Raw genomic sequence first — 24,887 nt, 5'->3', positions numbered from 1 at the left:
ACGGTGCCGAGCTGGGCAAGCGAGTTGGAAGAAAGCATTCTCGATGAAAGACGCCAACTGGATCGAGCGTTTCGAGGGATTGAGCCGTCTCCCGGAGCGGATCAAGGACGCCCTGGTGAGCCGCAGTCAGGTGGTGTCGGTTCCGGGCGGGACCAAGATCTTCGGCCCGGGGCTCGAGCCCGACAATTTGCTTCTCCTGATCGAAGGAACAGTGAAGGTCTCACAGACCTCCGAAAGCGGGCGCGAAATCGTGCTCTACCGGGTCGAGGCGGGGCAAAGCTGTGTCCTGACCACCGCCTGCCTGCTCGCCCATGAGGCCTATTCGGCCGAGGGCGTGGCGGAGACCGCCGTGACCGCCGTGGCGATCCCACGAGCGGTGTTCGACGAGCTGGCCGCCAGCTCCCCGCAGTTCCGCGCTTTCGTTTTTGCGGCCTATGCGCGTCGTATCACGGACCTGTTTCGTGTCATCGACGAGGTCGCCTTTGGCAAGATCGACGTGCGCCTGGCGGACCGGCTTATCGGGCTTGCGGGAGGCTCCGGCGAGCTCGAGGTGACGCACCAGCAGCTTGCGACCGAGCTCGGCACGGCCCGTGAGGTGGTTTCCCGCCAGCTCAGCGAGTTCCAGAAGCGCGGCTGGATCCGCCTCTCACGAGGCCATGTGTCGTTGAGCGACACCCCGGCCCTGGAGCGGCTGGCCGCCTCCGCTTGAGGCCCTTACGAGCCGTCGCGGGCCTGTGTGACTACGTCACCGACAGGCTCCACAGGACCCGGTATTTTCATGGGGAACTCAACCCTGAAAGGGCTCCGCCATGACCGCAAATGTCGGCACAATCGACCGGATTTTCCGCGCAGTACTCGGCCTCGTTTTGCTGTGGTTCGCGTTTTTCAGCGGATTGCCGCTCGCTGAGACTTCGGTCTGGAAATATGGCGCGGCCATTGTCGGGGTGGTGATGCTGATCGTGGCCGTCGTTCGCGTCTGCCCCATCTACAGCATCTTTGGCCTGAAGACGTGTGCCTGAAGACTTGAATGGCCCGCTGTGGCCGGGCGTCCCGGCGGCGCGCTGAGCGCGCGGGGCCCCGCCAGCCGGCCAGGTTCAGGTACCCAATTTGGAAAGGACTATTCTCGTGACGAACTATCCGATCGACATGACCGTCCACCCGGAAGTCGAATCCTTCTTCGACGAGCCGACCAACACCATCAGCTACATCGTCAAGGACCCGACCTCCAACTCCTGTGCCGTCGTGGACAGCGTGATGGACCTCGACTATGCGGCGGGCCGCATCACCCATGACAGTGCCGACGAGATCATCGCCCGCATCAAGGAGCGCGGTCTCAAGCTCGAATGGATCATCGAGACCCATGCCCATGCCGACCATCTGTCGGCCGCGCCGTACATCCAGCAGGAGCTCGGCGGCAAGCTCGGCATCGGCTCGAAGATCCTGGTCGTGCAGGAGACCTTCGGCAAATTCTTCAATGAAGGCACGGAATTCCAGCGCGACGGCAGCCAGTTCGACGCCCTGTTCGAGGACGGCGACACCTACACCATCGGCAACATGCAGGCGTTCGCCATGTACACGCCCGGTCATACGCCGGCCTGCATGGTCCATGTGATCGGCGATGCCGCCTTCGTGGGCGACACGTTGTTCATGCCCGATGGCGGTTCCGCGCGCGCCGACTTCCCCGGCGGCGATGCCGGCACCCTCTACGACTCGATCATGAAGGTGCTGAGCCTGCCGGACGAGATGCGCCTCTTCATGTGCCACGACTATGCGCCGGGCGGACGCGAGTACGCCTGGGAGACCACGGTCGCCGAGGAGAAGAAGAACAACATCCATGTCGGTAACGGAAAGACGAAGGAAGACTTCATCAAGTTCCGCACCGAGCGCGACGCGACGCTCGGCATGCCGCGACTGATCATCCCCTCGCTGCAGGTGAACATACGCGGCGGCGAGGTGCCGAAGGACAAAGACGGCCGGCCGATGCTGAAGGTCCCGGTCAACGGCCTCTAAGCTAAGCGGAGACGCGCTGATGGAACTGAAACGCATCTCGGACGCGCTGTCGGTCAGCAGCCAGATTTCACCGGCCGACATCGCCGAGCTCAAGGCGCAAGGCTTCCGCTCGATCGTCTGCAACCGCCCCGACGGCGAGGGCGCGGATCAGCCGACCTTCGAGGAGATCCACGAGGCGGCCGACGCGGTCGGACTCGAGGCCCGTTATCTGCCCGTCAAGTCCGGGCTCGTGCAGGACGAGGATGCCGTCGCGTTCGGCACCGCGCTGCGCGAGCTCCCGGGGCCCGTCTTCGCCTACTGCCGGACGGGTACGCGCTCGGTGACGCTGTGGTCGCTGAGCCAGTCCAAGGCGCTTCCCATGTCGGACATCTTGGCGGCGGCCAAGGCGGCAGGCTACGACATGAACGGCGTCGCGCGGCGCATCGCCAATGGCGGCAAGACGCCGACCGACACCGGCGATGCCAAGTTCGACATCGTCATCGTTGGCGGCGGGGCCGGCGGCATTGCCGTTGCTTCCAGTCTGCACGCGCGTAGTCCCGATCTCGATATCGCGATCATCGATCCCGCCGAGATCCATTATTACCAGCCGGGCTGGACCATGGTCGGCGGCGGTGTGTTCCAAGCACAGGACACGGCCAAGACCATGGGCTCGCTCATTCCCAGCGGCGTCCACTGGATAAAGGCCGCGGTTGCCGCGTTCGAGCCGGAGAACGACGCGGTCATTCTGGATGGCTGCCGGGTGGTCAAATACGACCGCCTCGTCGTCTGTCCCGGTCTCAAGCTCGATTGGGGCGCCGTCGAAGGTCTCGAGGAGACGCTCGGCCGCAATGGCGTCACCTCGAACTATCGCTACGACCTTGCGCCGTATACGTGGGAGCTGGTCCAGCGCATGAACAAGGGCCGGGCGATCTTCACGCAGCCCCCCATGCCGATCAAATGTGCCGGCGCACCGCAAAAGGCCATGTATCTGTCGGCCGACGCTTGGTACCGCCGTGGCGTCCTCAAGGACATCGACATCCAGTTCAACAACGCCGGCGGTGTGCTGTTCGGCGTGAAGGACTACGTGCCGGCGCTCATGAAATACGTCGAGAAGTACGGCGCGCACCTGAACTTCTTCCACAACCTCATTGCTATCGACGGCTCGGCCAAGACGGCAACTTTCAAAGTGTCGAAGCCGGACACGGACCCCACCACGGTCACCATGGACTTCGACATGATCCATGTCTGTCCCCCGCAGACGGCGCCGGACTTTATCCGTGTGTCGCCGCTGGCCGATGCCGCCGGCTGGGTCGATGTGGACCAGACCACGCTGCGCCACAAGGCCTACGACAACATCTGGAGCCTGGGCGACGTCATGAACGCACCCAACGCGAAGACGGCCGCCGCGGCCCGCAAACAAGCCCCGACAGTCGCCGAGAACATCGTCGCCGATATCGCCGGCCGGTCCGCGGTGGCACAATATGACGGCTACGGCTCGTGCCCGCTCACAGTCGAGCGCGGCAAGATCGTGCTGGCCGAGTTCGGCTATGGCGGTGCGCTGAAGCCGAGCTTCCCGAAATTCTTCATCGACGGGACGAAACCCTCCCGCGCCGCCTGGATTTTGAAGGAGAAGATGCTGCCGCCGATCTACTGGTGGGCCATGCTCAAGGGCAAGGAGTGGATGGCCAAGCCCGAGCGCCTCTCGGTAGCTGCGAAGTGATCCTCCACAAATGATCGCTCGGCTGCGCAAATTCATTCCCGTCCTCGATTGGGGGCGTACGTACAACGCCACCACGTTCTCGAACGACCTGGTCGCGGCGGTGATCGTGACGATCATGCTGATCCCGCAGTCGCTCGCGTACGCGCTGCTGGCGGGGCTGCCGCCGGAAGCCGGTATCTACGCCTCCATCGTGCCGATCATCCTCTATGCGATCTTCGGTACGTCCCGCGCCCTGGCCGTCGGCCCCGTGGCCGTGGTGTCCCTGCTGACCGCATCGGCCGTCGGCCAGGTGGCCGAACAAGGCACGGCCGGCTATGTGGTCGCGGCGTTGACGCTGGCGCTGCTGTCGGGTGGCTTTCTCCTAATGCTCGGCGTGCTGCGGCTCGGGTTCCTCGCGAACTTCCTCAGCCATCCCGTGATTGCCGGGTTCATCACCGCTTCGGGCATCCTGATCGCCTGCAGTCAGCTGAAGCACATCCTGGGTGTCGACGCGGGCGGCCATACGCTGCCCGAGATGATCGGTTCGCTCGTGACGCATTTCGGCGAGACCAATGTCATTACGCTCGCCATCGGGGCAGGGGCTATCGGGTTCCTGTTCTGGGTGCGCAAGGGGCTGAAGCCGTTCCTGCGATCAATCGGTCTCGGTCCGAAGCTCGCCGATCTCATCACCAAGGCAGGACCCATCGCGGCCGTCGTGGTGACGACGCTGGTGGCCTGGTACTTCAGCCTTAACGGACGCGGCCTATCGATCGTCGGCGAAGTGCCCCAGAGCCTGCCGCCGCTGACCATGCCGGGGCTCTCTCCCGACCTGCTCGCCGATCTTGCGGTGCCGGCGATCCTCGTCTCGATCATCGGCTTCGTAGAGTCCATCTCGGTGGCCCAGACATTCGCCGCCAAGAAGCGCCAGCACATCGACCCCGATCAGGAACTGATCGGCTTGGGCGCCGCCAATCTCGGGGCGGCCTTCACGGGCGGTTATCCGGTGACGGGCGGTTTCTCGCGTTCGGTCGTCAATTTCGACGCCGGCGCCGAGACGCCGGCGGCCGGCGCCTACACGGCCGTCGGCTTGGCAATCGCCGCCGTCGCGCTGACGCCGCTGATCTACTTCCTGCCGAAGGCGACCCTCGCCGCAACCATCATCGTGGCCGTGCTGAGCCTCATCGATCTGTCGATCCTCAAGAAGACCTGGGGCTACTCGAAGTCCGACTTCTCCGCCGTTGCCGCCACCATCCTGCTGACGCTGTTGCTCGGTGTGGAGATCGGCGTCGCCGCCGGCGTTGCCATCTCGGTGCTCATGCATCTCTACAAGACATCGCGACCCCACGTGGCCGAGATCGGCCTCGTGCCGGGCACGCATCACTTCCGCAACATCAACCGCCACACGGTCGAGACCGATCCGGGGCTCCTGATGCTCCGTGTCGACGAGAGCCTGTACTTCGCCAACGCCCGCTTCCTGGAGAACCTGATCCTGGCGCGCGTGACCGAGGGTTGCGGCATCCGCAATGTCGTTCTGATGTTCTCGGCGGTGAACGCCGTCGATTACTCGGCGCTGGAGAGCCTCGAGGCCATCAATGAGCGCCTGACCGACATGGGTGTCGGCTTCCATCTGTCGGAAGTGAAAGGCCCGGTGATGGACCGGCTCGAAGCCTCCCATCTCCTGCAGCATCTGAACGGGCGCGTGTTCCTGTCCCAATACGACGCCTGGATGGCCGTCTCCGGCCGCCCGGATGAACCGGTTCCTCGTGCCATGGCCGCCGAAGCCTGCTGATCTTGCCGTTCAGGTCCCCGCGTCCTCGGTCCTGCTGCGCGGTACGGACACGGAGAAGACCGAGCCGCGGCCCGGGGTCGAGGTCACGTCGAAGGTAAAGCCGTGTTCGCGCGCGAGCCGTGAGACGACGGCAAGGCCGAGCCCCGTGCCGCCGCTCTCGCCTTTCTCGTAAGGCTTGAGCACGCGGCCGACTTCTTCCTGTGTCATGCCGGGGCCCGTGTCGCGCACCTCGATGCGGACGCGGTCCCGCGCCGGCCGGCAGCCGAGCAGGATGCGGCCCCGCTCGGTGTACTTCACCGCGTTGGAAACGAGATTGCTGATGATCCGCATGAGCCCGATGGGATCAGCGGTCACGTGGAGGCTGCTGGGGACCGCGCGGAAGCCCAAGCCTTTCTCGTGTGCCTCGGCCTCGAACATGCGCGCCACGTTGTCGAGGACGATAGCGACCGGAAAGTCCTCCGCCGCAGGCTTATCTTGGGCACTCGCGGCAAAGCGCGCGTGAGGATCGTCCATTTCGCCATGGTCGTCCCCCGTTGCCGAGGGGCGGGTCTGTTGCAAGTTCCGGTCGATCAGCTGGTCGAGATAGGACAGGCTGCCGGCGATCTTCTCACGGTCAGGCCCGGCAAGGTCCTCCATCTGCCGCAACGCCATGCGCAAGGAGGCGAGGGGCTGCTGAATATCGTGTGCCGTGGTCGCGAGCTGATCGCGCCGCCGCTCGGCCAACTGCACCGCGCGCGCATGTTTCTGCTTGGCCTCCTGCAAAGCCTCGACCGCCGCCAGTTTCTCCTTGGTCTCGACAATCTCGCGGCGCATGGCCTCGTCGCGCTCGCGTCGTATGCCGAGAAGATTCACGAAGATGGCGAGGGCGAAGGCGATCCCTTCCAGGCCGAGCGCATAGCGCGCGCCGTGCCCGATCAAGTCCTGCGAAAACTGGCCGGGCAACGCATAGCTGACCAGGCCGACCAAGATCGGGGCAACGACGATGAGAGCGCCGACCAGAAAGAAGCGCCCGCCCGCTTGGCCGCACCGGACTGCGGCGATGCCGGCCGCCACATAGAGAGATGTGCAATAGACGGCAAGCGCGAGGGCAACGAATTTGAACCAGGACGCTTCGAACAGCCAGAAGGACGAGACGAACATCAGGCCGGACGCAACGAGGCCGCCAAGGAAGAGCGTGTTCAGCGTGGGGTGGTTCTTCGGCGCATCTATGAACGAGCGGGCAAACTGCAGGCCGCTGGCCGCCCATATGGCGCCGATCGGAATGACCGCCATGGTGTTCCAGCCCGGCCACGACGGCCACAGGAACTGGAAGCCGTATCCGTCCGTCTGGAAGAGGTAGAGAGCCGCCGCACATATATATAGACCGTAGTACAGCGCGGCCCGCGACCGCAGGGCGGTCAGGTAGATGACGCTGACAAGGGTCATGCCCAGCAGCAGGCCCAAGACCAGGAAATTGTGCATGTCCTCCTGGTCGACCTGCGCGAAGAAATAGTCCGGGCTCTCGACATAGAGGACCTGTTGTGTCGCGGCCTTGGAGGCATAGGCGATCAGCAGCCCGGCACGCTCGTGCGCGGCAAGCCGGAAGGTCGCGACGTAGTTGCGATAGGCAAGCTCGCGCGCCGCAAAGGGCTCGTCGAGCTTGTGCGACAAGATCTCGACCGGATCGCCGAAGCCGTCGTTGGTTTTGGGAACGAGGTATACCGACAGCGCATCGGAAAGGGGATTGCTCAGGACCAGCTTCCACGTGCCGGCCGCCTCGGTGGGGTTCTCCACCTCGGCCCACAGCCAGAACCGGGCCTTGGTGAACCCGAAATCCACGATGGATGTCTCGATGGGCTTGAACTTGTCCGTCGGGACGCGTTCGAGGGCTTGCTCGGGGCTCAGCGCGTGCTCGCCGTCGACGAGGTAGCGCACGTGCGGTGCCAAGTCGGCATGAAAGTCCGTGCGCTGTAGCTGCAAGGGCGCGTCGGCATCGGCCCAGGCTTGAGCCGCCCCCAGAAGCGCTGCTAACAAGATGAGGCAGGCCCGCCAGGGGCAATGGCGGTATAGTCGCGGGCGCCGCGTGCTTGCGGCTTGCCGGTGCGCTGGGGGAATATCGGAATGGCTCATGACGGTTTACCGAAAGTCAGCGCGACCGCGATCGTTGCGGACGACCACAAATTGCTGCGCGACGGCATCAAGCAGATCCTTCAATCCGTGGACGGCATTTCGATTGTCGCCGAGGCGCAGGACGGCCTCGAGGCGATCAGCCTGGTGCGCCAGCACAAGCCCGGTCTCCTGACCTTGGACATGGCCATGCCGTACGCGCAAGGCCTCGAAATCTACGAAGAAGCGCGGCGCTGGAGCCCCGACACGCGCATCATCGTCTTTACGGGGCTGACCTCGCTCGGTCTTCTCAGCGAGTTGGTTACCGCCGGCGTCGACGGGCTCTTCGCCAAGCGCGGCGATCCCGACGAGCTGCGGGACAGCGTCCCCGTGATCCTGAGCGGCGCGAAGGTGATCGCGCCCGAGATCGTGGCTCTTCTGGAAGAGGGGACGCCGGCGAGCAGCTTGACGGCGCGCGAGCGACAGATTCTTAGCCTCGTCGCGACCGGCCTTTCGAACAAGGAGATTGCGAGCCGCCTGGGCGTCAGTCTCAAAACCGTCGACAATCATCGCACCAACCTTATGCGCAAGCTCGATGTGCATTCCATCGCGGAGCTCTTGAGCTACGCGCTGCGCGAGGGGCTTCTCGAAGGGTCGGATCAGCTGTGAGTCGGCCATTGCGGGGAACGTTTCCATGCTTCGGTCTCGTGGTCCATTCCTGGACGGGCTTGGAACGCTGTCTGTAAGCGGATCACAGGCCCGGTTGAGAACAGGCTAGAGCGAGGCTGGACCCGGCGCGATAGGGTGGATCCCCTATAAGAAGTGGTTGGAGCCGCGTGGCGCCGCCATCGGCGTGGCGCTTTTGCTGGCGCGCAGCTAGAACGAACACGGCATGTTGGCCAATCGGAGTGATCGACACGTGATGCAGGACTGCCGGCAATGCAGATGAGAAGCGCGCGGCGAGCCTTGTCGATCGCAGCGCTGGTCATTGCCGGCGAATCCGTCTTTCTCCTGCCCTTTGTGTTCGCGCGTGTCTTCCGGCCGACGCTCCTCGAAGTTTTCGATCTGACTAACCTCGAACTGGGTACGGCCTATGCCGTCTACGGCGTCGTCGCCATGGCTGCGTATTTCTTTGGCGGCCCACTCGCGGATAAGTTTCCCGCGCGCATTCTGCTGGCGGTCGCTTTAGTGTCGACGGCCGCAGGCGGTCTAGTGATGATGGCGGTGCCGTCATTGTCCACGCTGGTGATGCTCTACGCCTATTGGGGAGTCACGACCGTCGCGTTGTTCTGGGCGCCGTTGATCCGCGCGACGCGCCAATGGGGCGGCGAGGACGAGCAGGGCCGCGCCTTTGGGTTTTTGGACGGCGGCCGTGGGTTGCTGGCGGCATCGGTGGGCTCCGTCATGGTGATGCTCTTCGCAGGGCTTCTGCCGGCCGACAGCGAGGCGGCGACCCTTGCGGAAAAGACCGAAGCCTTGCGCCGGATCATCCTGGTTCTGTCGGGCACGACGTTCGCGGCCGCAGTTCTGGTCATGCTCTCGCTTCCCCATAGGGACCCATCGGAGACCGCCGCGGAAGAGCCCTTGTCTTTGAAGGGCGTGGCGCGCGTGGCGGCCATGCCGACGGTCTGGCTGCAGGCCGCGATCATCCTGTGCGCCTATGTCGGCTTCAAAGTGATCGACGACTTTTCGCTCTACGCGAACCAAGTCGTCGGGCTCGACGAGGTGGATGCCGCGCGCGCGGGCGTGTTTTCGCTGTGGATACGCCCGTTCGCTGCCGTGGGAGCCGGGCTTCTGGCAGACAGGATCGGCGCCTCCACCATGACCGTGACCTCTTTCATGCTGCTGGCATTTGGTAGCCTCATTTTGGCAAGCGGGCTGATTGGGTCCGGGATGGTCTGGATCTTCCTTCTCACGGTCGTTTGCAGCAGCCTGGGCATCTTCGCCTTGCGCGGGCTCTATTTCGCAATCATGCGCGAGGGAAAGGTTCCGCGCGCTTATACGGGCGCGGCCGTCGGCCTTGTTTCAGTTATCGGCTACACGCCCGATGTGTTCATGGGACCCCTCATGGGCTATCTGCTCGATCAGTCGCCTGGCGCGGCCGGACATCAGCATGTTTTCTGGGTCGTCACGGGCTTTGCGCTGCTCGGGCTGGTCGCCAGTTGGTGCTTTGCACGCGTCACCTCCAGAACGCGCTAGCTGGGACAGATGTATGGCCGCCGTCCGAACCCGGCGGCTGCGGTGATCCGAACGCCTCCCGGTTCCGTATCTCGCAAGTCCCCTGTTCCACTCTGATCGTGCAGAGCAAACCATGTTGCGTGCCTATTGCCTGATCATCCTATTCGTTGCATTCGCCCCCATGCCGGTCCACGCGAAGACGCTCACGGCGCGGGAAGTTCTCGACGAGATGCTCAACAGGACCATCGTGACCCGGCAGTTCGGGATGAACGTCACCATGCGTTATCGCCCAGGCGGCGTCGTATCCGCCAAGGCCTTGATCGGGTCGGTGGATGGCATTTGGCGTGTCAAAGGAAACAAAATCTGTTCGACCTTCCCGAGTGGGCCTGCCAAAGCACGAGCTGCGTCAGCTTCATGCGCGTAGGCCCCAAACAATATGTGAGCTCCGAGGGCGTCCGCTTCCGCGTGATCGACTGATCGTGCCGCACACCGGTATAGCGAGGACGCGGTTCCAATTTTTCTCAAACCACCCCTGGCGTGTTCCCTAGGCAGGGAACTTGCATCGATGCGGATTGACCACGGTCAATGCAGGCGCGCGCATATGCTGCTGTCTGCAAGGTCTTGGAATTGGGCGCGCATGCCGCGGCGCCGGGCGGACACGTGTCGGGTTTCCGACACGATGCTGGCCCATAGGTGAGAAGGGAGTGCGAGGGAGGGATGTCGTTGGAAGCGTCTCAAGACGGCGACTGGCACTACTTCGCCACATATAGCGGTGTCCGCTTGCCCTTGCGCCTCGTCACGCCGATCGAGCCGGAGGCGTTGTCGAACCGGAACACGTTCATACGCGCGCGGTTCGATGCGGCGGGACGGTTGCTCGAATGCCAGAAACTCGTCTATGGCGAGGTCGAGCTGACGCACCGCTATGAGTACGACGCGAACGGCACCTTGCTGCAGGCGGAAGTCACAATGCTGGATGAGGACACACGCATCTTGCGTTTCGATGGCGCCGCCTCCCTGGAAAGCGCCGGGGAGGATACGCCATGACCGTCGAACAGTTGCTGAAGGCGCTGGCGGATATGCCCAAGACCGCCGTCGTGCTTGTCGAAGAAGACGGTGGACTGGCGAAGGTCGGTGGGATTGAGCGGCTTGAGGGAACCGGCGGCATGCCCGACGAAGTTCTTCTCATCCCGGATATGAGCGAGTGAACTAAAAGGGACAATATCGAGTGAGGCATCAAAGACGTCATCGAGCGGGGCAATCGTCATATCGAGCTGGACCGTCAACACATCGAGCTGGGCAATCGACACATCAATGCCAGGCAAGTTCGGCCCAGTTTCAACAAGAGGTCCCCAAGCCGTCGCCGCGGACGCTGTTTGAGCGCATCGGTGGAGCGGACGGCGTGCACCGGCTCGTCGAGACCTTTTACGGGCGCATGGACACGCTTCCCGAAGCGCGGGGCATCCGCGCCATGCATGCGCCGGATCTTTCTGAGACCAAGGAGGTTCTGCGGCGCTATTTCGGCGAGTGGATGGGCGGGCCGAAGCTCTACTCGGCGGAACGGGGGCACCCGCGGCTTCGCAGCCGCCATATCCGCTTTCGCATTGGGGAGGCGGAGCGCGATGCCTGGCTCTTATGCATGCGCCAGGCGCTCGAGGAGACCGTCGCCGAACCCGCTTTGCGCGAAGAGCTGTATGACGCCATGGCGAAGCTCGCCAACTGGATGCGAAACGATTCCGGAAACCCGCACGATGCGCAGCATCATGGGCGCTGATAGATATTGCTCATGACCGATTTTCCGCCGCCTCCCATTCTGGCACCCGAGGACCATTGGGCGTTGCTCTCGGACGATGCGCCTTACGGAGATCTCACGACGGAAAGCCTTGGCATTGGTGGCGGCAACGGTTCGATCCGTTTTGCCGCGCGGCAAGCGATGACGGTTGCCGGTCTCGAGGATGCGACGGCTGTGCTGTCTCTCGCGGGCGTTTCTGTGACGCCGCATGCGCGTTCGGGCGACCGCTTGGCGTCCGGCGACACGCTCCTCGAAGGGGAGGGGCCTGCGTCCGCCCTGCACAGGGGCTGGAAGGTCAGCCAGACTTTCCTTGAGATTTGGTCCGGTGTCGCCACAGCCGCACGTGCCTTGACCGATGCGGCTCAAGCCGCTCGCGCGGACGCCGTCGTCGCCTGCACGCGCAAGAATGTTCCGGGCACGAAAGCCATGGCGGCCGCGGCCGTCCGCGCCGGCGGGGCCGTGATGCACCGGCTGGGTCTGTCCGAGACGCTCCTGGTCTTTCCCGAACATCGTGCGTTCCTGCCGGACAGCGACCTCGCGTCTCTCGCGCGACGGCTGAAGTCCATCGCACCCGAGAAGAAATGCATCATCGAGGTTCTGTCCGTCGCGGAGGGGATCGATGCGGCCAAAGCCGGTTTCGACGTCATCCAGACCGAGAAGTTCCGTCCCCAGGAGGTGGCCGAGCTCGCGCAAGCCCTCTCGTCGATCACACCAAAGCCGGTGCTTGCGGCCGCCGGCGGCATTACACCCGAGAACGCCGGAAATTATGTGCAGTCCGGAGCAGACGTGCTGGTCAGCTCTTGGCCGTACACGGCACGTCCCGCGGACATCGCCGTGAGTCTCGGGCCGCCGCCTCATGAATGAGGTGCAGGTACCGCATTGCATGCGGCGAATTGCTGCATGTGCGAAATATCCTGCGCAAACAATAGGCGGTCCGGACTGCTCACTACGCCCAATTTCATGACCTACGTCAGGACTTGGGGTGCAAATCGAGCGGATGCGCGTGGTCGCGGCCACGGTGACCCGGGTTGCTAAGCAAAGCGATCAATTCTTCAGCACCACCGGCCAGAAGGTTAGGCACGACAAGCCGCCGTTGCTGACACAAGATGAGATCAATTCCAAACATCTAGTGACGGGGATGACGGCACGGGACCCCGAGATGGCGAGTGCAAGTCCTCCGTCGGAAGTGAGAAATCACCATGACGAGCCACGCGGTCAACATTGAGCCTCAAACGGCTTCGATGAGTGACATCGCACTCATCGGAATTTACGAAATCTCGAAAATCCTCAACAAGCCGACCCGGCTTGAGACGACACTTTCCAATGTCGTCAGCCTCCTATCGTCGTTCATGCAGATGCGCCACGGCGTGATCTCGCTCCTGTCCGACGACGATATTCCGGACATCACGGTCGGCGCCGGCTGGAACGAAGGATCGGATGAGCGCTATCGCGCCCGGCTACCCGAACGGGCGATCGGACAGATCGTCACCACGTCGATCCCGCTCGTGGTCGAGAACATCTCCTCCAATCCGCTTTTCATTCGGCGCGACATCGAACTGCTCGGCGCCGGCGACGGGACGAAGGTCTCCTTCATCGGCGTTCCCATCCGTGTCGATACGCGTGTCGTCGGGACGCTGACGATCGATCGTCCTTGGGACAGCACGGCAGTCCATCACCTGGATTCCGATGTCCGGTTCCTGACGATGGTCGCCAATCTCATCGGACAGACCGTGCAGCTGCAACGCGTGATCTTCCGCGACCGCGAGCGTCTCATCGCCGAAAGCCATCGGCTGCAGAAGGAGCTCCTGGAGCTCAAGCCGGCAAAGAGCAAATCGACGAAGAAAGTGCCGATCGAAGGCATCGTTGGCGACAGCGCGGTGATCCGATCGCTGCTCGACAAGGTCGCGATCGTTGCGAAGTCCCATTCAACCGTCTTGTTGCGCGGTGAATCGGGAACCGGCAAGGAACTCATCGCCAAAGCCATCCACGAGTCGTCGCCGCGTTCCAAGGGGCCGTTCGTCAAGATGAACTGTGCCGCGCTTCCCGAGTCCGTTTTGGAGTCGGAGCTGTTCGGTCACGAGAAGGGGGCCTTTACCGGCGCCATTAACGCGCGCAAGGGACGCTTCGAGCTTGCGGACAAAGGCACGCTCTTCCTCGATGAAATCGGTGAAATCTCCCCGGCGTTTCAGGCCAAGCTGCTCCGTGTGTTGCAGGAGCAGGAGTTCGAGCGCGTCGGCGGCAACCAGACGCTGAAGGTCAATGTGCGGGTCATCGCGGCCACGAATAAGAATCTCGAGGAAGCGGTCGTGCGCAAGGAGTTCCGCGCCGACCTCTACTACCGCATCAGCGTGGTTCCCCTGATGCTGCCGCCTTTGCGCCAGCGCAAGACCGACATTCCGCTTCTCGCGGAGGAGTTTCTGTCCCGGTTCAACAAGGAGAACGAGCGCGACCTGTCCTTCGGCTCCGGCGCACTCGACGTCCTGACGGCGTGCTACTTCCCGGGCAATGTGCGCGAGTTGGAAAACTGCGTGCGCAGGACGGCCACCCTGACGCAGGGTGAACGGATCTCGGCGGACGACTTCGCCTGTCGCCATAACGAATGCCTGTCCGCCACGCTGTGGGCGACCTCGGAGGAAGACTCAGGCCGTGCCAAGCCGGAGATCCCGCTGCCGGTCGCACCGGCGGCCGCGCAGCCGGCCCCGGCCTACGCCGCGCCGGCCCGCGAACTAGCCTATGCGGAAGAATCTGCGTCCGGTACCTCGCTGCCACCGGAGCCATCGGGATCGGACGAGCCGATGTCCGAGCGCGAGCGCTACGTCGATGCGATGGAGCGTTCCGGCTGGGTCCAGGCCAAGGCTGCACGCCTTCTTGGCCTCACGCCAAGGCAGGTCGGCTACGCGCTGAAGAAGCACGGCATCGAAATCAAACGCTTCTGATCGAGCCTGTCGGGGTTCCGACATTGTCTGGGGTCTGACAGGCAGCGCGCGTTCAGCGTCACAATAAAACTGTTCTAATTCAACGAATTATCGACTGGCATGGCGCTTGAAAGACGCTTCATGTCCGGTTCGCGTGCGAGCCATGGTCGCTGGATGTCGTGCTGTCCCTGCATGCCCGCGACCGCCCCCTCGTTCCGAGCCGGACTCGTCCTGCAGCCGGTGCTTCGACGGTTGGCGTCGCTAGACCGGGCTGGAAGGGAAGGAAGGAGCCACGAGCCATGGCCTATAAGATTGTCGCCTCGCAATGCACCGTGTGCAGCGCCTGCGAATTCGAATGCCCGAACGCCGCGATCTCGCTGAAGAACGACATGTACGTGATCAATCCTGATCTGTGCACCGAGTGCGAAGGTCAGTACGACACGCCGCAATGCGCCGCGGTGTGCCCGGTCGAAGACACCTGCATACCGGCCTAGGACCTCCCTGACGTGGTCTCGGCAAGCAGCAATACGGCGGAAACCGATCCGGTCGACTGGGAAGGTCACCCCGTCTCCTGCCGCGATTGCCCGCACGACCTGATCCGTGCGGAGGAGCGTTGCGATTTGGGCCGCATCTGCGTACGTGACAGGCGCGCCCGCCGCATTGATCGCTTCTTTGCCCAGAACCCGAAAGAGGCCGACAACTACCTCGACCACCCCTATTTCGAAGCGCGTGTCCTCGCGGCCAAATACGCCAGCATCTTTCTGCTGCCGCGGCTACTGCACGACCCGGAACCGGATGTCCGTGCAATGGTCGCCCATCGGTTGCCGGCCAATCGCGTTCTTCAGTTGCGGCACGATCCCGACCGCAAAGTGCGGATGGTCGTGACCCAGCGAGTCGAAGGCGAGGCGCTCGTATCGATGTTTCAAGACCCGGACTATTGGATCCGGGTCGTCGCCGCCCGGCGCGTGACCCCAGACGTTCTTCCCATCGCGATAAACGACAAGGACCCCCAGGTACGCCGCGAAGTCGCCCGGCGCATCAAGCCGGAGTTTCTTACCGGCATGATGCGCGATGCGGACTCGCTCGTGCGCGTGACGGTTGCCGAGCGGCTGGAGCCGGACCAGCTGACACCGCTGGTGGACGACGAGGATTTGCGCGTGCGCTTCGCAGTAGCCGAGCGCGGCACGCGGGAAGCGTTATCGAAACTCATCGACGATCCCGATCCCGAGGTGCGCCGCATCGCACGGGAACGATACGAGCAGACCTAAGCGGAGGCCAACATGGCGGCAGTACAAGAGACCGTAGAACAAGTTCGAAAGATCGACGTCGATCAGTACAAGTACGGTTTCGTCACCGACATCGAATCCGAGAAGGCCCCGAAGGGCCTGTCGGAAGACGTCATTCGCTACATTTCCGCGAAGAAGAAAGAACCGGAATGGATGCTCGAATGGCGGCTTGAGGCATACAAGCGTTGGAAGACGATGCAGGAGCCCACATGGGCGCGTGTCGACTATCCCCCGGTCGATTTTCAGGATCTCTACTACTATTCGGAGCCCAAGAAGAAGCCGGCCCTGAAGTCGCTCGATGAGGTCGATCCCGAGATTCTCGCGACCTACGAAAAGCTGGGTATCCCGCTGAAAGAGCAGAAGATGCTCGCCGGCGTGGTCAGTGATGAGGGCGACGAGGAAGACGGTGCGCCGGCTCAGCCGCGCACCAGGGTCGCCGTCGATGCCGTGTTCGACAGCGTGTCGGTTGCCACCACGTTCAAAGAGGAGCTGGCCAAGGCCGGCGTCATTTTCTGCCCCATCTCCGAAGCGCTGCGCGAACACCCCGATCTGGTGCGGAAATATCTAGGGACGGTGGTGCCGACCTCCGACAACTTCTATGCGACGTTGAACTCTGCGGTGTTCTCCGACGGCTCGTTCGTCTATGTGCCCGAGGGCGTTCGGTGCCCCATGGAGCTGTCCACCTATTTCCGCATCAACGAGGCCCAGACGGGTCAGTTCGAACGGACCCTCATCATCGCCGACAAGGGCTCCTACGTGAGCTACCTCGAAGGCTGCACCGCGCCCATGCGTGACGAGAACCAGCTCCATGCCGCGGTCGTGGAACTGGTCGCGCTCGACGATGCCGAAATCAAATACTCGACGGTGCAAAACTGGTATCCGGGCGACGCGGACGGCAAGGGCGGAATCTACAACTTCGTCACCAAGCGCGGCGACTGTCGCGGCAAGAACGCGAAGATCTCCTGGACGCAGGTTGAGACCGGTTCCGCCATCACCTGGAAATATCCGTCCTGCGTTCTGCGTGGAGAGAACAGCCGCGGCGAGTTCTACTCGATCGCGATCTCCAACGGGCGCCAGCAGGTCGATAGCGGTACCAAGATGATCCATCTCGGCAAGAACACGTCGAGCCGTATCATCTCGAAAGGCATTTCGGCGGGCCGGTCCCAGAACACTTATCGCGGGCTTGTCTCGGCGCATCGCAAGGCCTCGGGCGCGCGGAACTTCACCTGCTGCGACTCGCTCCTCATCGGGAATGAATGCGGGGCGCACACGGTCCCCTATATCGAGGCGAAGAATTCGTCCGCGATGTTCGAGCACGAAGCGACGACCTCGAAAATTTCCGACGACCAGCTGTTCTATTGCCTGCAACGGGGCCTCTCCGAAGAGGAGGCCGTTGCCCTGATCGTCAACGGTTTCGTCCGCGACGTCCTTCAGCAACTGCCGATGGAGTTCGCGGTCGAGGCGCAAAAGCTGATTTCAATCAGTCTTGAAGGGAGCGTCGGCTAGGGGGGACTTCCCGCGCCGCGATGGATGCTGAGATGAAACATTCGCTGAGAAAAGGACGCGCACGATGACACCCCTTTTGGAAGTCAAGAATCTCCACGCGGAGATCGACGGCAAGAAGATCCTGAACGGTCTCGATCTCGTCGTGAACCCGGGCGAGGTCCACGCGATCATGGGTCCCAACGGCGCCGGCAAGTCGACGCTCTCCTATGTCCTGTCGGGCCGGGACGGTTATGAGGTCACGGAAGGTGACATTCTCCTCAACGGGGAGAGCATGCTCGACATGGAACCGTCGGAGCGCGCCTGCGCAGGTGTATTCCTCGCGTTCCAGTACCCGATGGAAATTCCCGGCGTGGCGACGATGACATTCCTGCGGGCGGCGCTTAATGCCCAGCGCAAGGCGCGCGGCGAACCGGAACTCTCCTCTCCCGATGTCATCCGCAAGGTGAAGGAGGTCGCCGCCCAACTCGGCATCAATATGGAGATGCTCAAGCGTCCCGTGAATGTGGGCTTCTCCGGCGGCGAGAAGAAGCGGGCCGAGACCATGCAGATGGCCTTGCTCGAGCCGAAGCTGTGCCTCCTCGACGAAACGGACTCGGGGCTCGACATCGATGCCCTCAAGGTCGTGTCAGAAGGCGTGAACCGCTTGCGCTCTCCGGAGCGAGGCTTCGTGGTCATCACGCACTACCAGCGCCTTCTCGACTACATCGTGCCCGACATCGTGCATGTGCTGTCGGCCGGAAAGATCGTGCGGACAGGCGGCAAGGAGCTTGCCCTCGAACTCGAAGCCTCGGGCTATGCCCAGTATCAGCAGGAGGCCGCGTAGTCCGATGGGCGAGAACGTGACCGCGAACAGGACGGTGGCCGAGTTGGGCCTCGCCGAGGCCTTCGCCTCGGTCGGCTCGAAACTGCCAGGCGACAGTGGCGTCAGAGCCAAGCGTGAAGACGCCTTTGCGCGCTTCGGCACCGAAGGGTTGCCTCATCGCCGGGTGGAGGCGTGGCGCTATACCGACCTCAAGTCGCTGCTGCGCGAGGCAAGGCCGCTCGCGGCGCCGCCATCGGCGGAAGCGAAGACGGCCGCCTGGAACGCGGAGTCCATCTTCGCCGGCATCGGCGCGCGGCGCATCGTCATTGTGGACGGCTCGGTTGTCCCCGAACTGTCCGATCTCGATGGGCTGGAAACGGGACTGAGTATCGCCACGATGGCGAAGGCACTGGCAGATGGCGACCCGCTCGTTGCCGGGTATCTCGGCACCGTCGCGCCCGTCGAGGATGCGGCCGTCGAACTCAACACCGCGTTCATGGGCGATGGCGTCGTCATCCATGTTGAAGAGGGCGCCCGGATCGAACGCCCCATTCATCTTGCCTTCGTGGCGACAGGAGCCGTACCGGCGTCCGCCTTCGTCCGCTCCCTGGTCGTTGTCGAGAATGGCGCGGCGCTGACGCTCATCGAGAGTCACCAGGCGCTGGACGATGCCGAATACCAGCCCAATATCGGGCTCGAACTCGTCATCGGTGACGGGGCACGCGTCGACCACGTGAAGTGCCTGCAGGAGGAGCGGACGTCTCTGCACCTGGCAAGCCTCATGGCATCGCTCGGCGCGCACGCGACCTTCAATCATTTCGCGCTGACGACCGGCGGAGCCGTCGTGCGCAATCAGCTCTTCCTCGAGATGAAAGGCGAGGGTTCCTCGACCGACATTCGTGGCGCCAGCCTTCTGCGCGGAAACCAGCACGCCGATACGACACTCGTCGCCAATCACATCGCGCCCGGCTGCGTGGCCCGCGAGGTCTTCAAGTCCGTCCTGGCCGACGAGAGCCGCGGCATTTTCCAGGGCAAAATTTCCGTCGCGCCGGACGCACAGAAGACGGATGCCAAGATGATGGCCCAGGCGCTGCTCCTGTCCGAAACCGCGGAGTTCGATTCCAAACCCGAACTCGAGATCTTTGCCGACGACGTTCAGTGCGGTCACGGCACCACGGCGGGCGCACTCGACGAGGATCTGCGCTTCTATCTCATGGCGCGCGGGATCGCTGCGGACGATGCGGAGTCCTTGCTGATCCAGGCTTTTGCCGGAGAGACGCTCGAGAACATCGCCCATGAGGGCTTGAAGACGCTTCTGATGGACGCCGTGGCCGATTGGCTGCAAGCCGGAGACGAGTAAGATGCATGAGGCCGTGCAGAATGGCGCCTATGACGTGGCGCGTGTTCGAAAAGACTTTCCGATCCTCGACCTCGAAGTCGAAGGAAAGCCGCTGATCTATTTCGACAACGCGGCGTCCGCGCAGAAACCGACGGCGGTGCTCGACCGGCTGAACACGGCCTACACCACCGAATACGCCAACGTGCATCGCGGCCTGCATCACCTCTCCAATGTCGCGACGGAAGCCTATGAGGCCGCGCGCGGCCGGGTGGCGACGTTTCTAAATGCCAAGCGGAACGAGGAGATCGTCTTCACGCGCAGCGCCACCGAAGCGATCAATCTCGTTGCATCGACCTTTGGCCGCGACTGCATCATGCCCGGCGACGAGATCGTGCTCTCGATCATGGAGCACCATGCCAACATCGTTCCCTGGCATTTCCTGCGGGAGCACTACGGCGCCGTCATCAAATGGGCACCGGTCGACGACGAGGGCAACTTCCTCATCGACGAGTTCGAGAAGCTCCTTACCGATCGCACGAAGATGGTCGCCATCACGCAGATGTCGAACGTTCTGGCTCGGTCGTTCCCGTCAAGGAAGTGACCCGCATCGCGCATGCCCGCGGCATCCCGGTGCTTGTCGACGGTGCGCAGGGCTCCGTCCATCTCGATGTGGATGTGCAGGATATTGACTGCGATTTCTATGTGATCACCGGGCACAAGCTGTATGGCCCGACGGGCATCGGTGCGCTCTACGGCAAATACGAGCACCTCGCGGCGATGGCGCCGTTCAACGGCGGCGGTGAGATGATCCGCGAAGTCTTCCAGGACACCGTCACCTATGGCGAGCCGCCGCATAAGTTCGAGGCCGGCACGCCGCCGATCGTGCAGGCCATCGGTCTGCACGCGGCGCTCGACTACATCGACTCGATCGGTAAGCCCCGCATCCGGGCACACGAAGCAGAGCTCATGGCCTACGCGCAGGAGCGCCTCCGCGAGATCAATTCCTTGCGCATCATCGGCAATGCCGAAGACAAGGGCGCCATCATCTCCTTCGAGATGAAGGAGGGGCACCCGCACGACTACGCGACCCTGATCAACAAGTCCGGAGTTGCCGTGCGGGCGGGGACGCATTGTGCCATGCCGCTGCTCGAACGCTTCGGCGTCTCAGCCACCTGCCGTGCCTCGTTCGGCCTCTACAACACGAAGGCGGAAGTCGACGCCTTCGTGACGGCGCTCGGCAAGGTGCAGGCGCTCCTTGCCTGACGCTGCCGCTCACGTCGATCAGTCCTCGTCCAAAGCCTTGTGATGCCTACGACAATGTCGCTTTTCGCACAGCTACAGCTTCGGCGCCGACCAGCGATGTCGGCATCGCGACAGCACGGACGCTCGAAAAACTTGATCTCGATCAATGGTCTAGGGGGCGCGGGAACGCTGGCACGCGAGTTGCGTAGAGTCTTTCTAAGACGTGCGCGGCGCGCCGTGTGGGGCACGAGGCCCTAGGTCACCCGGATCAGCGAGGACCCGAACATGGACGGATTGATTGAGCAGCCTGAGACCGAAACGGCGGAAGCCGTATCGGACATGGACGACATCATGCAGAAGATTGCCGAGCACAAAGGCTGCGGCACCAGCGGCGGCGACGGAAAGGCCAGTTGCGGCACGGGCGCCGGCGAAACGGACCTGCCGCCGGAAATCTGGGAGAAGGTCAAGAACCATCCCTGCTACTCAGAAGAGGCGCATCATCACTATGCGCGCATGCATGTGGCGGTCGCGCCTGCCTGCAACATTCAATGCAATTACTGCAATCGCAAATACGATTGTGCGAACGAGTCGCGCCCGGGCGTGGTGAGCGAACGCCTGACCCCGGAGCAAGCGACCAAGAAGGTCCTGGCCGTCGCCTCGACCATTCCGCAGATGACGGTGCTCGGCATCGCCGGCCCCGGAGATGCGCTGGCAAACCCCGCCAAGACCTTCAAGACGTTCGAAATGATCATGGAGACGGCACCTGACATCAAGCTGTGCCTGTCGACGAATGGTTTAGCGCTGCCCGACTATGTCGACGAGATCGCGAAGTACAATGTCGACCACGTCACGATCACCATCAACATGGTCGATCCCGAGGTCGGCGCGAAGATCTATCCCTGGATCTTTTGGGAGCACAAGCGCGTCACCGGCGTCGAGGCGTCGCGGATCTTGAGCGAACGCCAGCTCAAGGGCCTCGAAATGCTCTCTGAGCGGGGCATTCTCTGCAAGGTCAACTCGGTGATGATCCCGGGCATCAACGACGAGCATCTCGTCGAGGTGAACAAGGCCGTGAAGTCGCGCGGCGCCTTCCTGCACAACATCATGCCGCTCATCTCCGCACCGGAGCATGGCACCGTCTTTGGTCTGAACGGCCAGCGCGGACCCTCGGCCCAGGAGCTGAAGGCCCTTCAGGATGCCTGTGAAGGCGAAATGAACATGATGCGGCACTGCCGTCAGTGCCGGGCCGATGCCGTCGGTCTTCTCGGTGAAGACCGCAGCGCCGAGTTCACCACCGAGAAGATCATGGAGATGGACGTCGAATACGATCTCTCCTCGCGTCAGGCCTATCAGGCCAAGGTGGAAGAAGAGCGCCAGGCAACAGTCTCGGCGAAGAAGGACGAGCTCGAGTCGCTCGCCGGCGAGCATAGCGACATCAATATCCTCATCGCCGTCGCCACGAAGGGCGGCGGCCGGATAAACGAGCATTTCGGCCACGCCAAGGAGTTCCAGATCTACGAGGTGTCGACCGCGGGCGCCAAATTCGTCGGTCACCGCCGCGTCGATCTGTACTGCCAGGGCGGCTATGGCGAGGAAGACGCGCTCGAAACGGTGATCCGCGCGATCCAAGACTGCACGGCGGTGTTCGTGTCGAAGATCGGCGGCTGCCCCAAGAACGATCTCAAGGAAGCGGGCATCGATCCAGTCGACGAATACGCCCTCGAGTTCATCGAGAAGTCGGCCATCGCCTACTTCAAGGACTATCTCGCGAAGGTGAAGAGCGGCGAGATCGAGCACACCCAACGTGACGACGCCACCATTCGCCAGGGAGCCTATATCGCCGCCTGACCACGGGACGATGAGGCGCGGGGCGGCGTTGTTTGTACGGAGCCCGCCGCCCCGCAAATCGTCCAACGCCAAGGCGGTATTTGCTGAGAGAGGAACCCAAGAACAATGTCCTACAAAATCGTCGCTTCGCAATGCACGGGCTGTTCGGCTTGCGAACCCGAGTGTCCCAACGTCGCCATCTACGAAAAGGGCGGCACGTTCATCATCGATCCCAAGAAGTGCACCGAGTGCATCGGCTATTTCGACACGCCGCAATGCGTCGCGGTGTGCCCCGTCGACGACACCTGCGTCATCGACAATTCGGTCCCGCGCTATCAGCCCCCGCCTAAGGAGGAAAGGCATGAGTTTCACCGTTACACCGGCCGCCGAGAAGTTTATCCGCCGACTGCTTATGTTTGACGGCGGTCCCGGAAGTGCCCTTCGTCTCGCCGTGAGCCCTGGCGGATGTTCCGGGCTTTCGGCCGAGTTCGATGTCGAAAGCGCGCCCCGCGAAGGCGACAAGCTCGTTGAGGTCGGGGATCTTCGCTTCTTCCTGCCTGCCGAAAGCCGCCTGCTTCTGGAAGGCGTGACCATCGACTTCGCCGAGACGCCGACGTCCAGCGGCTTCGTCTTCCTCGATCCCAATGCCGCATCTTGCGGTTGTTCGACGGAAGATGCGGCCGAAAGCGTAGCAGGCTGACGGGCAGGGCAGGGCGATGTCGGCGGTTCAGACCGGAGATTTGGCGGATTTCGCCCTCGACGTCACGGCGGCCGAGGCCGTTCTGGGCGGCGGGTTGCCCGCGGAAGCCGAGCAGCACCTGAACCTCGCCGGCCTCGCCTACCAAGACGACGCCCTGGCGGAGCAGCATTTGCGCGAGGCGCAATCGCTGGCGCCGGAGCACGTCGCTGTGCTGATCGGGCTCTATCGGTTCTACTTCTACAAGGGCCGTTTGGCCGATGCGCTGGGGATCGCCGAGATCTGTCTCGACAAGGCCGCCCGCGCCAACGAGCTGCCGCTCGACTGGAGGGCCGTGCGTCCCGGCGATGCGGACTTTTCCAGCTTCGAGGCGATCCTGCCGCGCTTCTATCTCTTCACGCTCAAGGGCTGTGCCTATCTGCACATGCGCCTTGGCGACACGGACGCGGGGCGGGAGATCGTCGACAAACTGCTTGAACTCGATCCGAGCGACAAGCTCGGCGCGCACGTCTTGCTGGGTGTGCTCGAGCGGATGGGGCAGGGCGATGACGACTGACATCCAAGAGACTCTCGATTGGCAGGGCCAAGAGATCGACTGCGGCGCTTGCGCTCATGAGGCCCTTCGCAGCGAAGACAAGTGCGAGCCTCGGAAGGCCTGCGTCCAAGACCGCTATGCGCGCCGGATCGACCGCTTCTTCGATCAGAACCCGTCGCTCGCGGACGGCTACCTCGCCCATCCCTATTTCGAACTTCGGGCCGTGGCCGCGAAACACGCAACGGTCTTCAGACTGCCCCCGCTGCTGAAGGATTCCGAGGAAACCGTGCGCTGGAGCGCCGTGCGGCGTTTGCCGTACCGCTACCTGCTCGATCTTCGGGCCGATCCCCATCGCGAGGTCCGCATTCGGATCGCCCTGACGCTGAACGACGACGATCTGCCCTCGATGATGTACGACCCGGACTACTACGTTCGCACGGTCGTGGCCCGGCGCATCTCGCCGAAACACCTCACCTCGATGATGCACGACAGCGAGGCGGCCGTCCGTCGCGTCGTCGTCAGCCGCGTCGAGGAACGGTTCTTGATGCAGATGGCCAACGATGCGGAACCGAGCGTGCGGCTCGAGGCCGCGCGGCGGCTGACACCCCGTCAGCTCGTTCTCCTTCGCCGGGATCCGGATTGGCGCGTTCGCTTCCACGTGGCGAGCAATATCGAGGGAGAAGCGCTCGCGGCGATGCAGGACGACAGCGATCCCGTGGTGCGGCAGCTCGTCTATGCCCGTCTCACGCGCCCGGACAATGGTGCGGTCACGGAGGATGAGGCAACCGAAATACTGAATGCCGAAAGTCCGGAGGACGAAATGCTGGAGCGTACCTCATGACGAATATCAGCCGTGACAGCAGCGTAGTCGAGATCAACGACCCACCGACATTCAGCTACGGCGAACGTGTGCGCTCCAGACGGACGATCCGCAACGACGGGACGTTTCCGGGAAAAGACATTGGCGAAATTCTCGCGAAGAAGGGCGAGGAGGGTTACGTCACCTCGATCGGAACCTTCCTCCAGCAGTTCTACATCTACGGCGTCGAATTCATGGAAACGGGCTACCGGGTCGGCATGAAGCGCAAGGAGCTCGAGTCCGTCGACAATCCGATCGAGCCGCAAAAGCCCAAGACCGCGACCAAGACGAAATCGGAGGACGTGACGTGAGCGACCAGGACGCGACCGAACAAGCAGAAAAGGCCGCCG

Annotated in this window: 24 protein-coding genes and 2 pseudogenes; 25 read left to right on the top strand and 1 reads right to left on the bottom strand. The window is 63.0% G+C overall.

Annotation, left to right across the window (positions count from 1 at the left end; translation table 11 throughout):
• The first annotated feature begins 43 nt into the window (after positions 1–43).
• The 5 genes from DCY11_RS03520 to DCY11_RS03500 all read left to right on the top strand — a co-directional run bounded on the left by DCY11_RS03520 (position 44) and on the right by DCY11_RS03500 (position 5,477).
• The gene (locus DCY11_RS03520) at positions 44–709 is read left to right on the top strand and encodes a Crp/Fnr family transcriptional regulator (protein ID WP_108681279.1); all 666 of its coding nucleotides are present in this window, start codon (positions 44–46) and stop codon (positions 707–709) included.
• 100 nt (positions 710–809) lie between these two features.
• Positions 810–1,019 carry a DUF2892 domain-containing protein gene (locus DCY11_RS03515; RefSeq protein WP_108681278.1) on the top strand — a complete coding sequence of 70 codons (210 nt, stop codon included), beginning with the start codon at positions 810–812 and terminating at the stop codon, positions 1,017–1,019.
• A gap of 127 nt (positions 1,020–1,146) precedes the next feature.
• Complete coding sequence (locus DCY11_RS03510; protein ID WP_208430527.1) at positions 1,147–2,010, top strand: MBL fold metallo-hydrolase; 864 nt, start codon at positions 1,147–1,149, stop codon at positions 2,008–2,010.
• Positions 2,011–2,029: 19 nt separating this feature from the next.
• The gene (locus DCY11_RS03505; protein WP_108681276.1) at positions 2,030–3,709 is read left to right on the top strand and encodes a bifunctional protein tyrosine phosphatase family protein/NAD(P)/FAD-dependent oxidoreductase; all 1,680 of its coding nucleotides are present in this window, start codon (positions 2,030–2,032) and stop codon (positions 3,707–3,709) included.
• A gap of 10 nt (positions 3,710–3,719) precedes the next feature.
• On the top strand, positions 3,720–5,477 hold the full coding sequence (locus DCY11_RS03500) for a SulP family inorganic anion transporter (RefSeq protein WP_208430501.1): 1,758 nt from the start codon (positions 3,720–3,722) through the stop codon (positions 5,475–5,477).
• Positions 5,478–5,486: 9 nt separating this feature from the next.
• Here the strand turns inward: DCY11_RS03500 and DCY11_RS03495 are convergent, their stop codons facing one another.
• Positions 5,487–7,490: a sensor histidine kinase gene (locus DCY11_RS03495; RefSeq protein WP_159079769.1), complete on the bottom strand. Its 2,004-nt coding sequence runs from the start codon at positions 7,488–7,490 to the stop codon at positions 5,487–5,489.
• Positions 7,491–7,577: 87 nt separating this feature from the next.
• Between DCY11_RS03495 and DCY11_RS03490 the strand changes: the two genes are divergently transcribed.
• The 20 genes and pseudogenes from DCY11_RS03490 to DCY11_RS03400 all read left to right on the top strand — a co-directional run bounded on the left by DCY11_RS03490 (position 7,578) and on the right by DCY11_RS03400 (position 24,848).
• On the top strand, positions 7,578–8,231 hold the full coding sequence (locus DCY11_RS03490; RefSeq protein WP_069444340.1) for a response regulator transcription factor: 654 nt from the start codon (positions 7,578–7,580) through the stop codon (positions 8,229–8,231).
• A 270-nt stretch (positions 8,232–8,501) separates the two neighbouring features.
• Positions 8,502–9,761, top strand: a complete 1,260-nt coding sequence (locus DCY11_RS03485; protein WP_245409433.1) for a nitrate/nitrite transporter — start codon at positions 8,502–8,504, stop codon at positions 9,759–9,761.
• A 112-nt stretch (positions 9,762–9,873) separates the two neighbouring features.
• The gene (locus DCY11_RS03480; protein ID WP_108681274.1) at positions 9,874–10,164 is read left to right on the top strand and encodes a hypothetical protein; all 291 of its coding nucleotides are present in this window, start codon (positions 9,874–9,876) and stop codon (positions 10,162–10,164) included.
• Between the two features lie 293 nt (positions 10,165–10,457).
• Positions 10,458–10,784, top strand: coding sequence for a DUF6156 family protein (locus tag DCY11_RS03475; protein ID WP_108681273.1), 327 nt, complete (start codon positions 10,458–10,460; stop codon positions 10,782–10,784).
• Positions 10,781–10,945, top strand: a complete 165-nt coding sequence (locus tag DCY11_RS15650) for a hypothetical protein (RefSeq protein ID WP_174202131.1) — start codon at positions 10,781–10,783, stop codon at positions 10,943–10,945. Before DCY11_RS03475 ends, DCY11_RS15650 begins: the two co-directional genes overlap by 4 nt.
• A gap of 194 nt (positions 10,946–11,139) precedes the next feature.
• Positions 11,140–11,511: a group II truncated hemoglobin gene (locus tag DCY11_RS03470; RefSeq protein ID WP_245409432.1), complete on the top strand. Its 372-nt coding sequence runs from the start codon at positions 11,140–11,142 to the stop codon at positions 11,509–11,511.
• Between the two features lie 12 nt (positions 11,512–11,523).
• The gene (gene modD / locus DCY11_RS03465; protein WP_108681272.1) at positions 11,524–12,393 is read left to right on the top strand and encodes a ModD protein; all 870 of its coding nucleotides are present in this window, start codon (positions 11,524–11,526) and stop codon (positions 12,391–12,393) included.
• A 377-nt stretch (positions 12,394–12,770) separates the two neighbouring features.
• Positions 12,771–14,465 (top strand): nif-specific transcriptional activator NifA, encoded by a 1,695-nt coding sequence (nifA, locus tag DCY11_RS03460; RefSeq protein ID WP_371515027.1) that lies wholly within the window; start codon positions 12,771–12,773, stop codon positions 14,463–14,465.
• Between the two features lie 278 nt (positions 14,466–14,743).
• On the top strand, positions 14,744–14,938 hold the full coding sequence (locus DCY11_RS03455; protein ID WP_108681270.1) for a 4Fe-4S binding protein: 195 nt from the start codon (positions 14,744–14,746) through the stop codon (positions 14,936–14,938).
• A gap of 12 nt (positions 14,939–14,950) precedes the next feature.
• The gene (locus DCY11_RS03450; RefSeq protein ID WP_108681269.1) at positions 14,951–15,712 is read left to right on the top strand and encodes a 4Fe4S-binding leucine-rich repeat protein; all 762 of its coding nucleotides are present in this window, start codon (positions 14,951–14,953) and stop codon (positions 15,710–15,712) included.
• 12 nt (positions 15,713–15,724) lie between these two features.
• Entirely contained in the window at positions 15,725–17,236 is a 1,512-nt protein-coding gene (gene sufB, locus DCY11_RS03445) for a Fe-S cluster assembly protein SufB (RefSeq protein ID WP_108681268.1), read from the top strand.
• A gap of 64 nt (positions 17,237–17,300) precedes the next feature.
• Entirely contained in the window at positions 17,301–18,059 is a 759-nt protein-coding gene (sufC, locus tag DCY11_RS03440) for a Fe-S cluster assembly ATPase SufC (protein WP_108681267.1), read from the top strand.
• 4 nt (positions 18,060–18,063) lie between these two features.
• On the top strand, positions 18,064–19,398 hold the full coding sequence (gene sufD / locus DCY11_RS03435) for a Fe-S cluster assembly protein SufD (protein ID WP_108681266.1): 1,335 nt from the start codon (positions 18,064–18,066) through the stop codon (positions 19,396–19,398).
• Between the two features lies 1 nt (position 19,399).
• Positions 19,400–20,640, top strand: a pseudogene (locus DCY11_RS03430) (cysteine desulfurase).
• Between the two features lie 318 nt (positions 20,641–20,958).
• Positions 20,959–22,467: a nitrogenase cofactor biosynthesis protein NifB gene (gene nifB / locus DCY11_RS03425; protein ID WP_174202156.1), complete on the top strand. Its 1,509-nt coding sequence runs from the start codon at positions 20,959–20,961 to the stop codon at positions 22,465–22,467.
• Between the two features lie 105 nt (positions 22,468–22,572).
• A pseudogene (locus DCY11_RS03420) lies at positions 22,573–22,791 on the top strand (4Fe-4S binding protein); the annotation flags it as partial.
• 16 nt (positions 22,792–22,807) lie between these two features.
• Positions 22,808–23,146: an iron-sulfur cluster assembly accessory protein gene (locus DCY11_RS03415; RefSeq protein ID WP_108681263.1), complete on the top strand. Its 339-nt coding sequence runs from the start codon at positions 22,808–22,810 to the stop codon at positions 23,144–23,146.
• 16 nt (positions 23,147–23,162) lie between these two features.
• A complete protein-coding gene (locus tag DCY11_RS03410) occupies positions 23,163–23,699 on the top strand; it encodes a hypothetical protein (RefSeq protein WP_108681262.1) in 537 nt (178 codons plus the stop codon).
• On the top strand, positions 23,689–24,519 hold the full coding sequence (locus tag DCY11_RS03405) for a 4Fe4S-binding leucine-rich repeat protein (RefSeq protein WP_108681261.1): 831 nt from the start codon (positions 23,689–23,691) through the stop codon (positions 24,517–24,519). The genes DCY11_RS03410 and DCY11_RS03405 overlap by 11 nt, the downstream gene beginning before the upstream one ends.
• The gene (locus tag DCY11_RS03400) at positions 24,516–24,848 is read left to right on the top strand and encodes a nitrogen fixation protein NifZ (protein WP_108681260.1); all 333 of its coding nucleotides are present in this window, start codon (positions 24,516–24,518) and stop codon (positions 24,846–24,848) included. The genes DCY11_RS03405 and DCY11_RS03400 overlap by 4 nt, the downstream gene beginning before the upstream one ends.
• Positions 24,849–24,887: the final 39 nt, after the last annotated feature.

Origin of the sequence: Methyloceanibacter sp. wino2 (genome assembly GCF_003071365.1) — a bacterium.
Classification (GTDB): domain Bacteria; phylum Pseudomonadota; class Alphaproteobacteria; order Rhizobiales; family Methyloligellaceae; genus Methyloceanibacter.
This window is presented reverse-complemented; position numbering and strand designations above follow the sequence as displayed.

Coding starts and splice junctions, on each gene's coding strand:
- DCY11_RS03510 (WP_208430527.1), top strand. CDS start 1,147: ATGACCGTCCACCCGGAAGTCGAATCCTTCTTCGACGAGCCGACCAAC.
- DCY11_RS15650 (WP_174202131.1), top strand. CDS start 10,781: ATGACCGTCGAACAGTTGCTGAAGGCGCTGGCGGATATGCCCAAGACC.
- nifB (WP_174202156.1), top strand. CDS start 20,959: ATGGACGACATCATGCAGAAGATTGCCGAGCACAAAGGCTGCGGCACC.
- DCY11_RS03515 (WP_108681278.1), top strand. CDS start 810: ATGACCGCAAATGTCGGCACAATCGACCGGATTTTCCGCGCAGTACTC.
- nifA (WP_371515027.1), top strand. CDS start 12,771: ATGAGTGACATCGCACTCATCGGAATTTACGAAATCTCGAAAATCCTC.
- DCY11_RS03505 (WP_108681276.1), top strand. CDS start 2,030: ATGGAACTGAAACGCATCTCGGACGCGCTGTCGGTCAGCAGCCAGATT.
- DCY11_RS03485 (WP_245409433.1), top strand. CDS start 8,502: ATGCAGATGAGAAGCGCGCGGCGAGCCTTGTCGATCGCAGCGCTGGTC.
- DCY11_RS03400 (WP_108681260.1), top strand. CDS start 24,516: ATGACGAATATCAGCCGTGACAGCAGCGTAGTCGAGATCAACGACCCA.
- DCY11_RS03415 (WP_108681263.1), top strand. CDS start 22,808: ATGAGTTTCACCGTTACACCGGCCGCCGAGAAGTTTATCCGCCGACTG.
- DCY11_RS03410 (WP_108681262.1), top strand. CDS start 23,163: ATGTCGGCGGTTCAGACCGGAGATTTGGCGGATTTCGCCCTCGACGTC.
- DCY11_RS03480 (WP_108681274.1), top strand. CDS start 9,874: ATGTTGCGTGCCTATTGCCTGATCATCCTATTCGTTGCATTCGCCCCC.
- DCY11_RS03490 (WP_069444340.1), top strand. CDS start 7,578: ATGGCTCATGACGGTTTACCGAAAGTCAGCGCGACCGCGATCGTTGCG.
- sufC (WP_108681267.1), top strand. CDS start 17,301: ATGACACCCCTTTTGGAAGTCAAGAATCTCCACGCGGAGATCGACGGC.
- DCY11_RS03405 (WP_108681261.1), top strand. CDS start 23,689: ATGACGACTGACATCCAAGAGACTCTCGATTGGCAGGGCCAAGAGATC.
- sufD (WP_108681266.1), top strand. CDS start 18,064: ATGGGCGAGAACGTGACCGCGAACAGGACGGTGGCCGAGTTGGGCCTC.
- DCY11_RS03455 (WP_108681270.1), top strand. CDS start 14,744: ATGGCCTATAAGATTGTCGCCTCGCAATGCACCGTGTGCAGCGCCTGC.
- modD (WP_108681272.1), top strand. CDS start 11,524: ATGACCGATTTTCCGCCGCCTCCCATTCTGGCACCCGAGGACCATTGG.
- DCY11_RS03500 (WP_208430501.1), top strand. CDS start 3,720: ATGATCGCTCGGCTGCGCAAATTCATTCCCGTCCTCGATTGGGGGCGT.
- DCY11_RS03520 (WP_108681279.1), top strand. CDS start 44: ATGAAAGACGCCAACTGGATCGAGCGTTTCGAGGGATTGAGCCGTCTC.
- sufB (WP_108681268.1), top strand. CDS start 15,725: ATGGCGGCAGTACAAGAGACCGTAGAACAAGTTCGAAAGATCGACGTC.
- DCY11_RS03475 (WP_108681273.1), top strand. CDS start 10,458: ATGTCGTTGGAAGCGTCTCAAGACGGCGACTGGCACTACTTCGCCACA.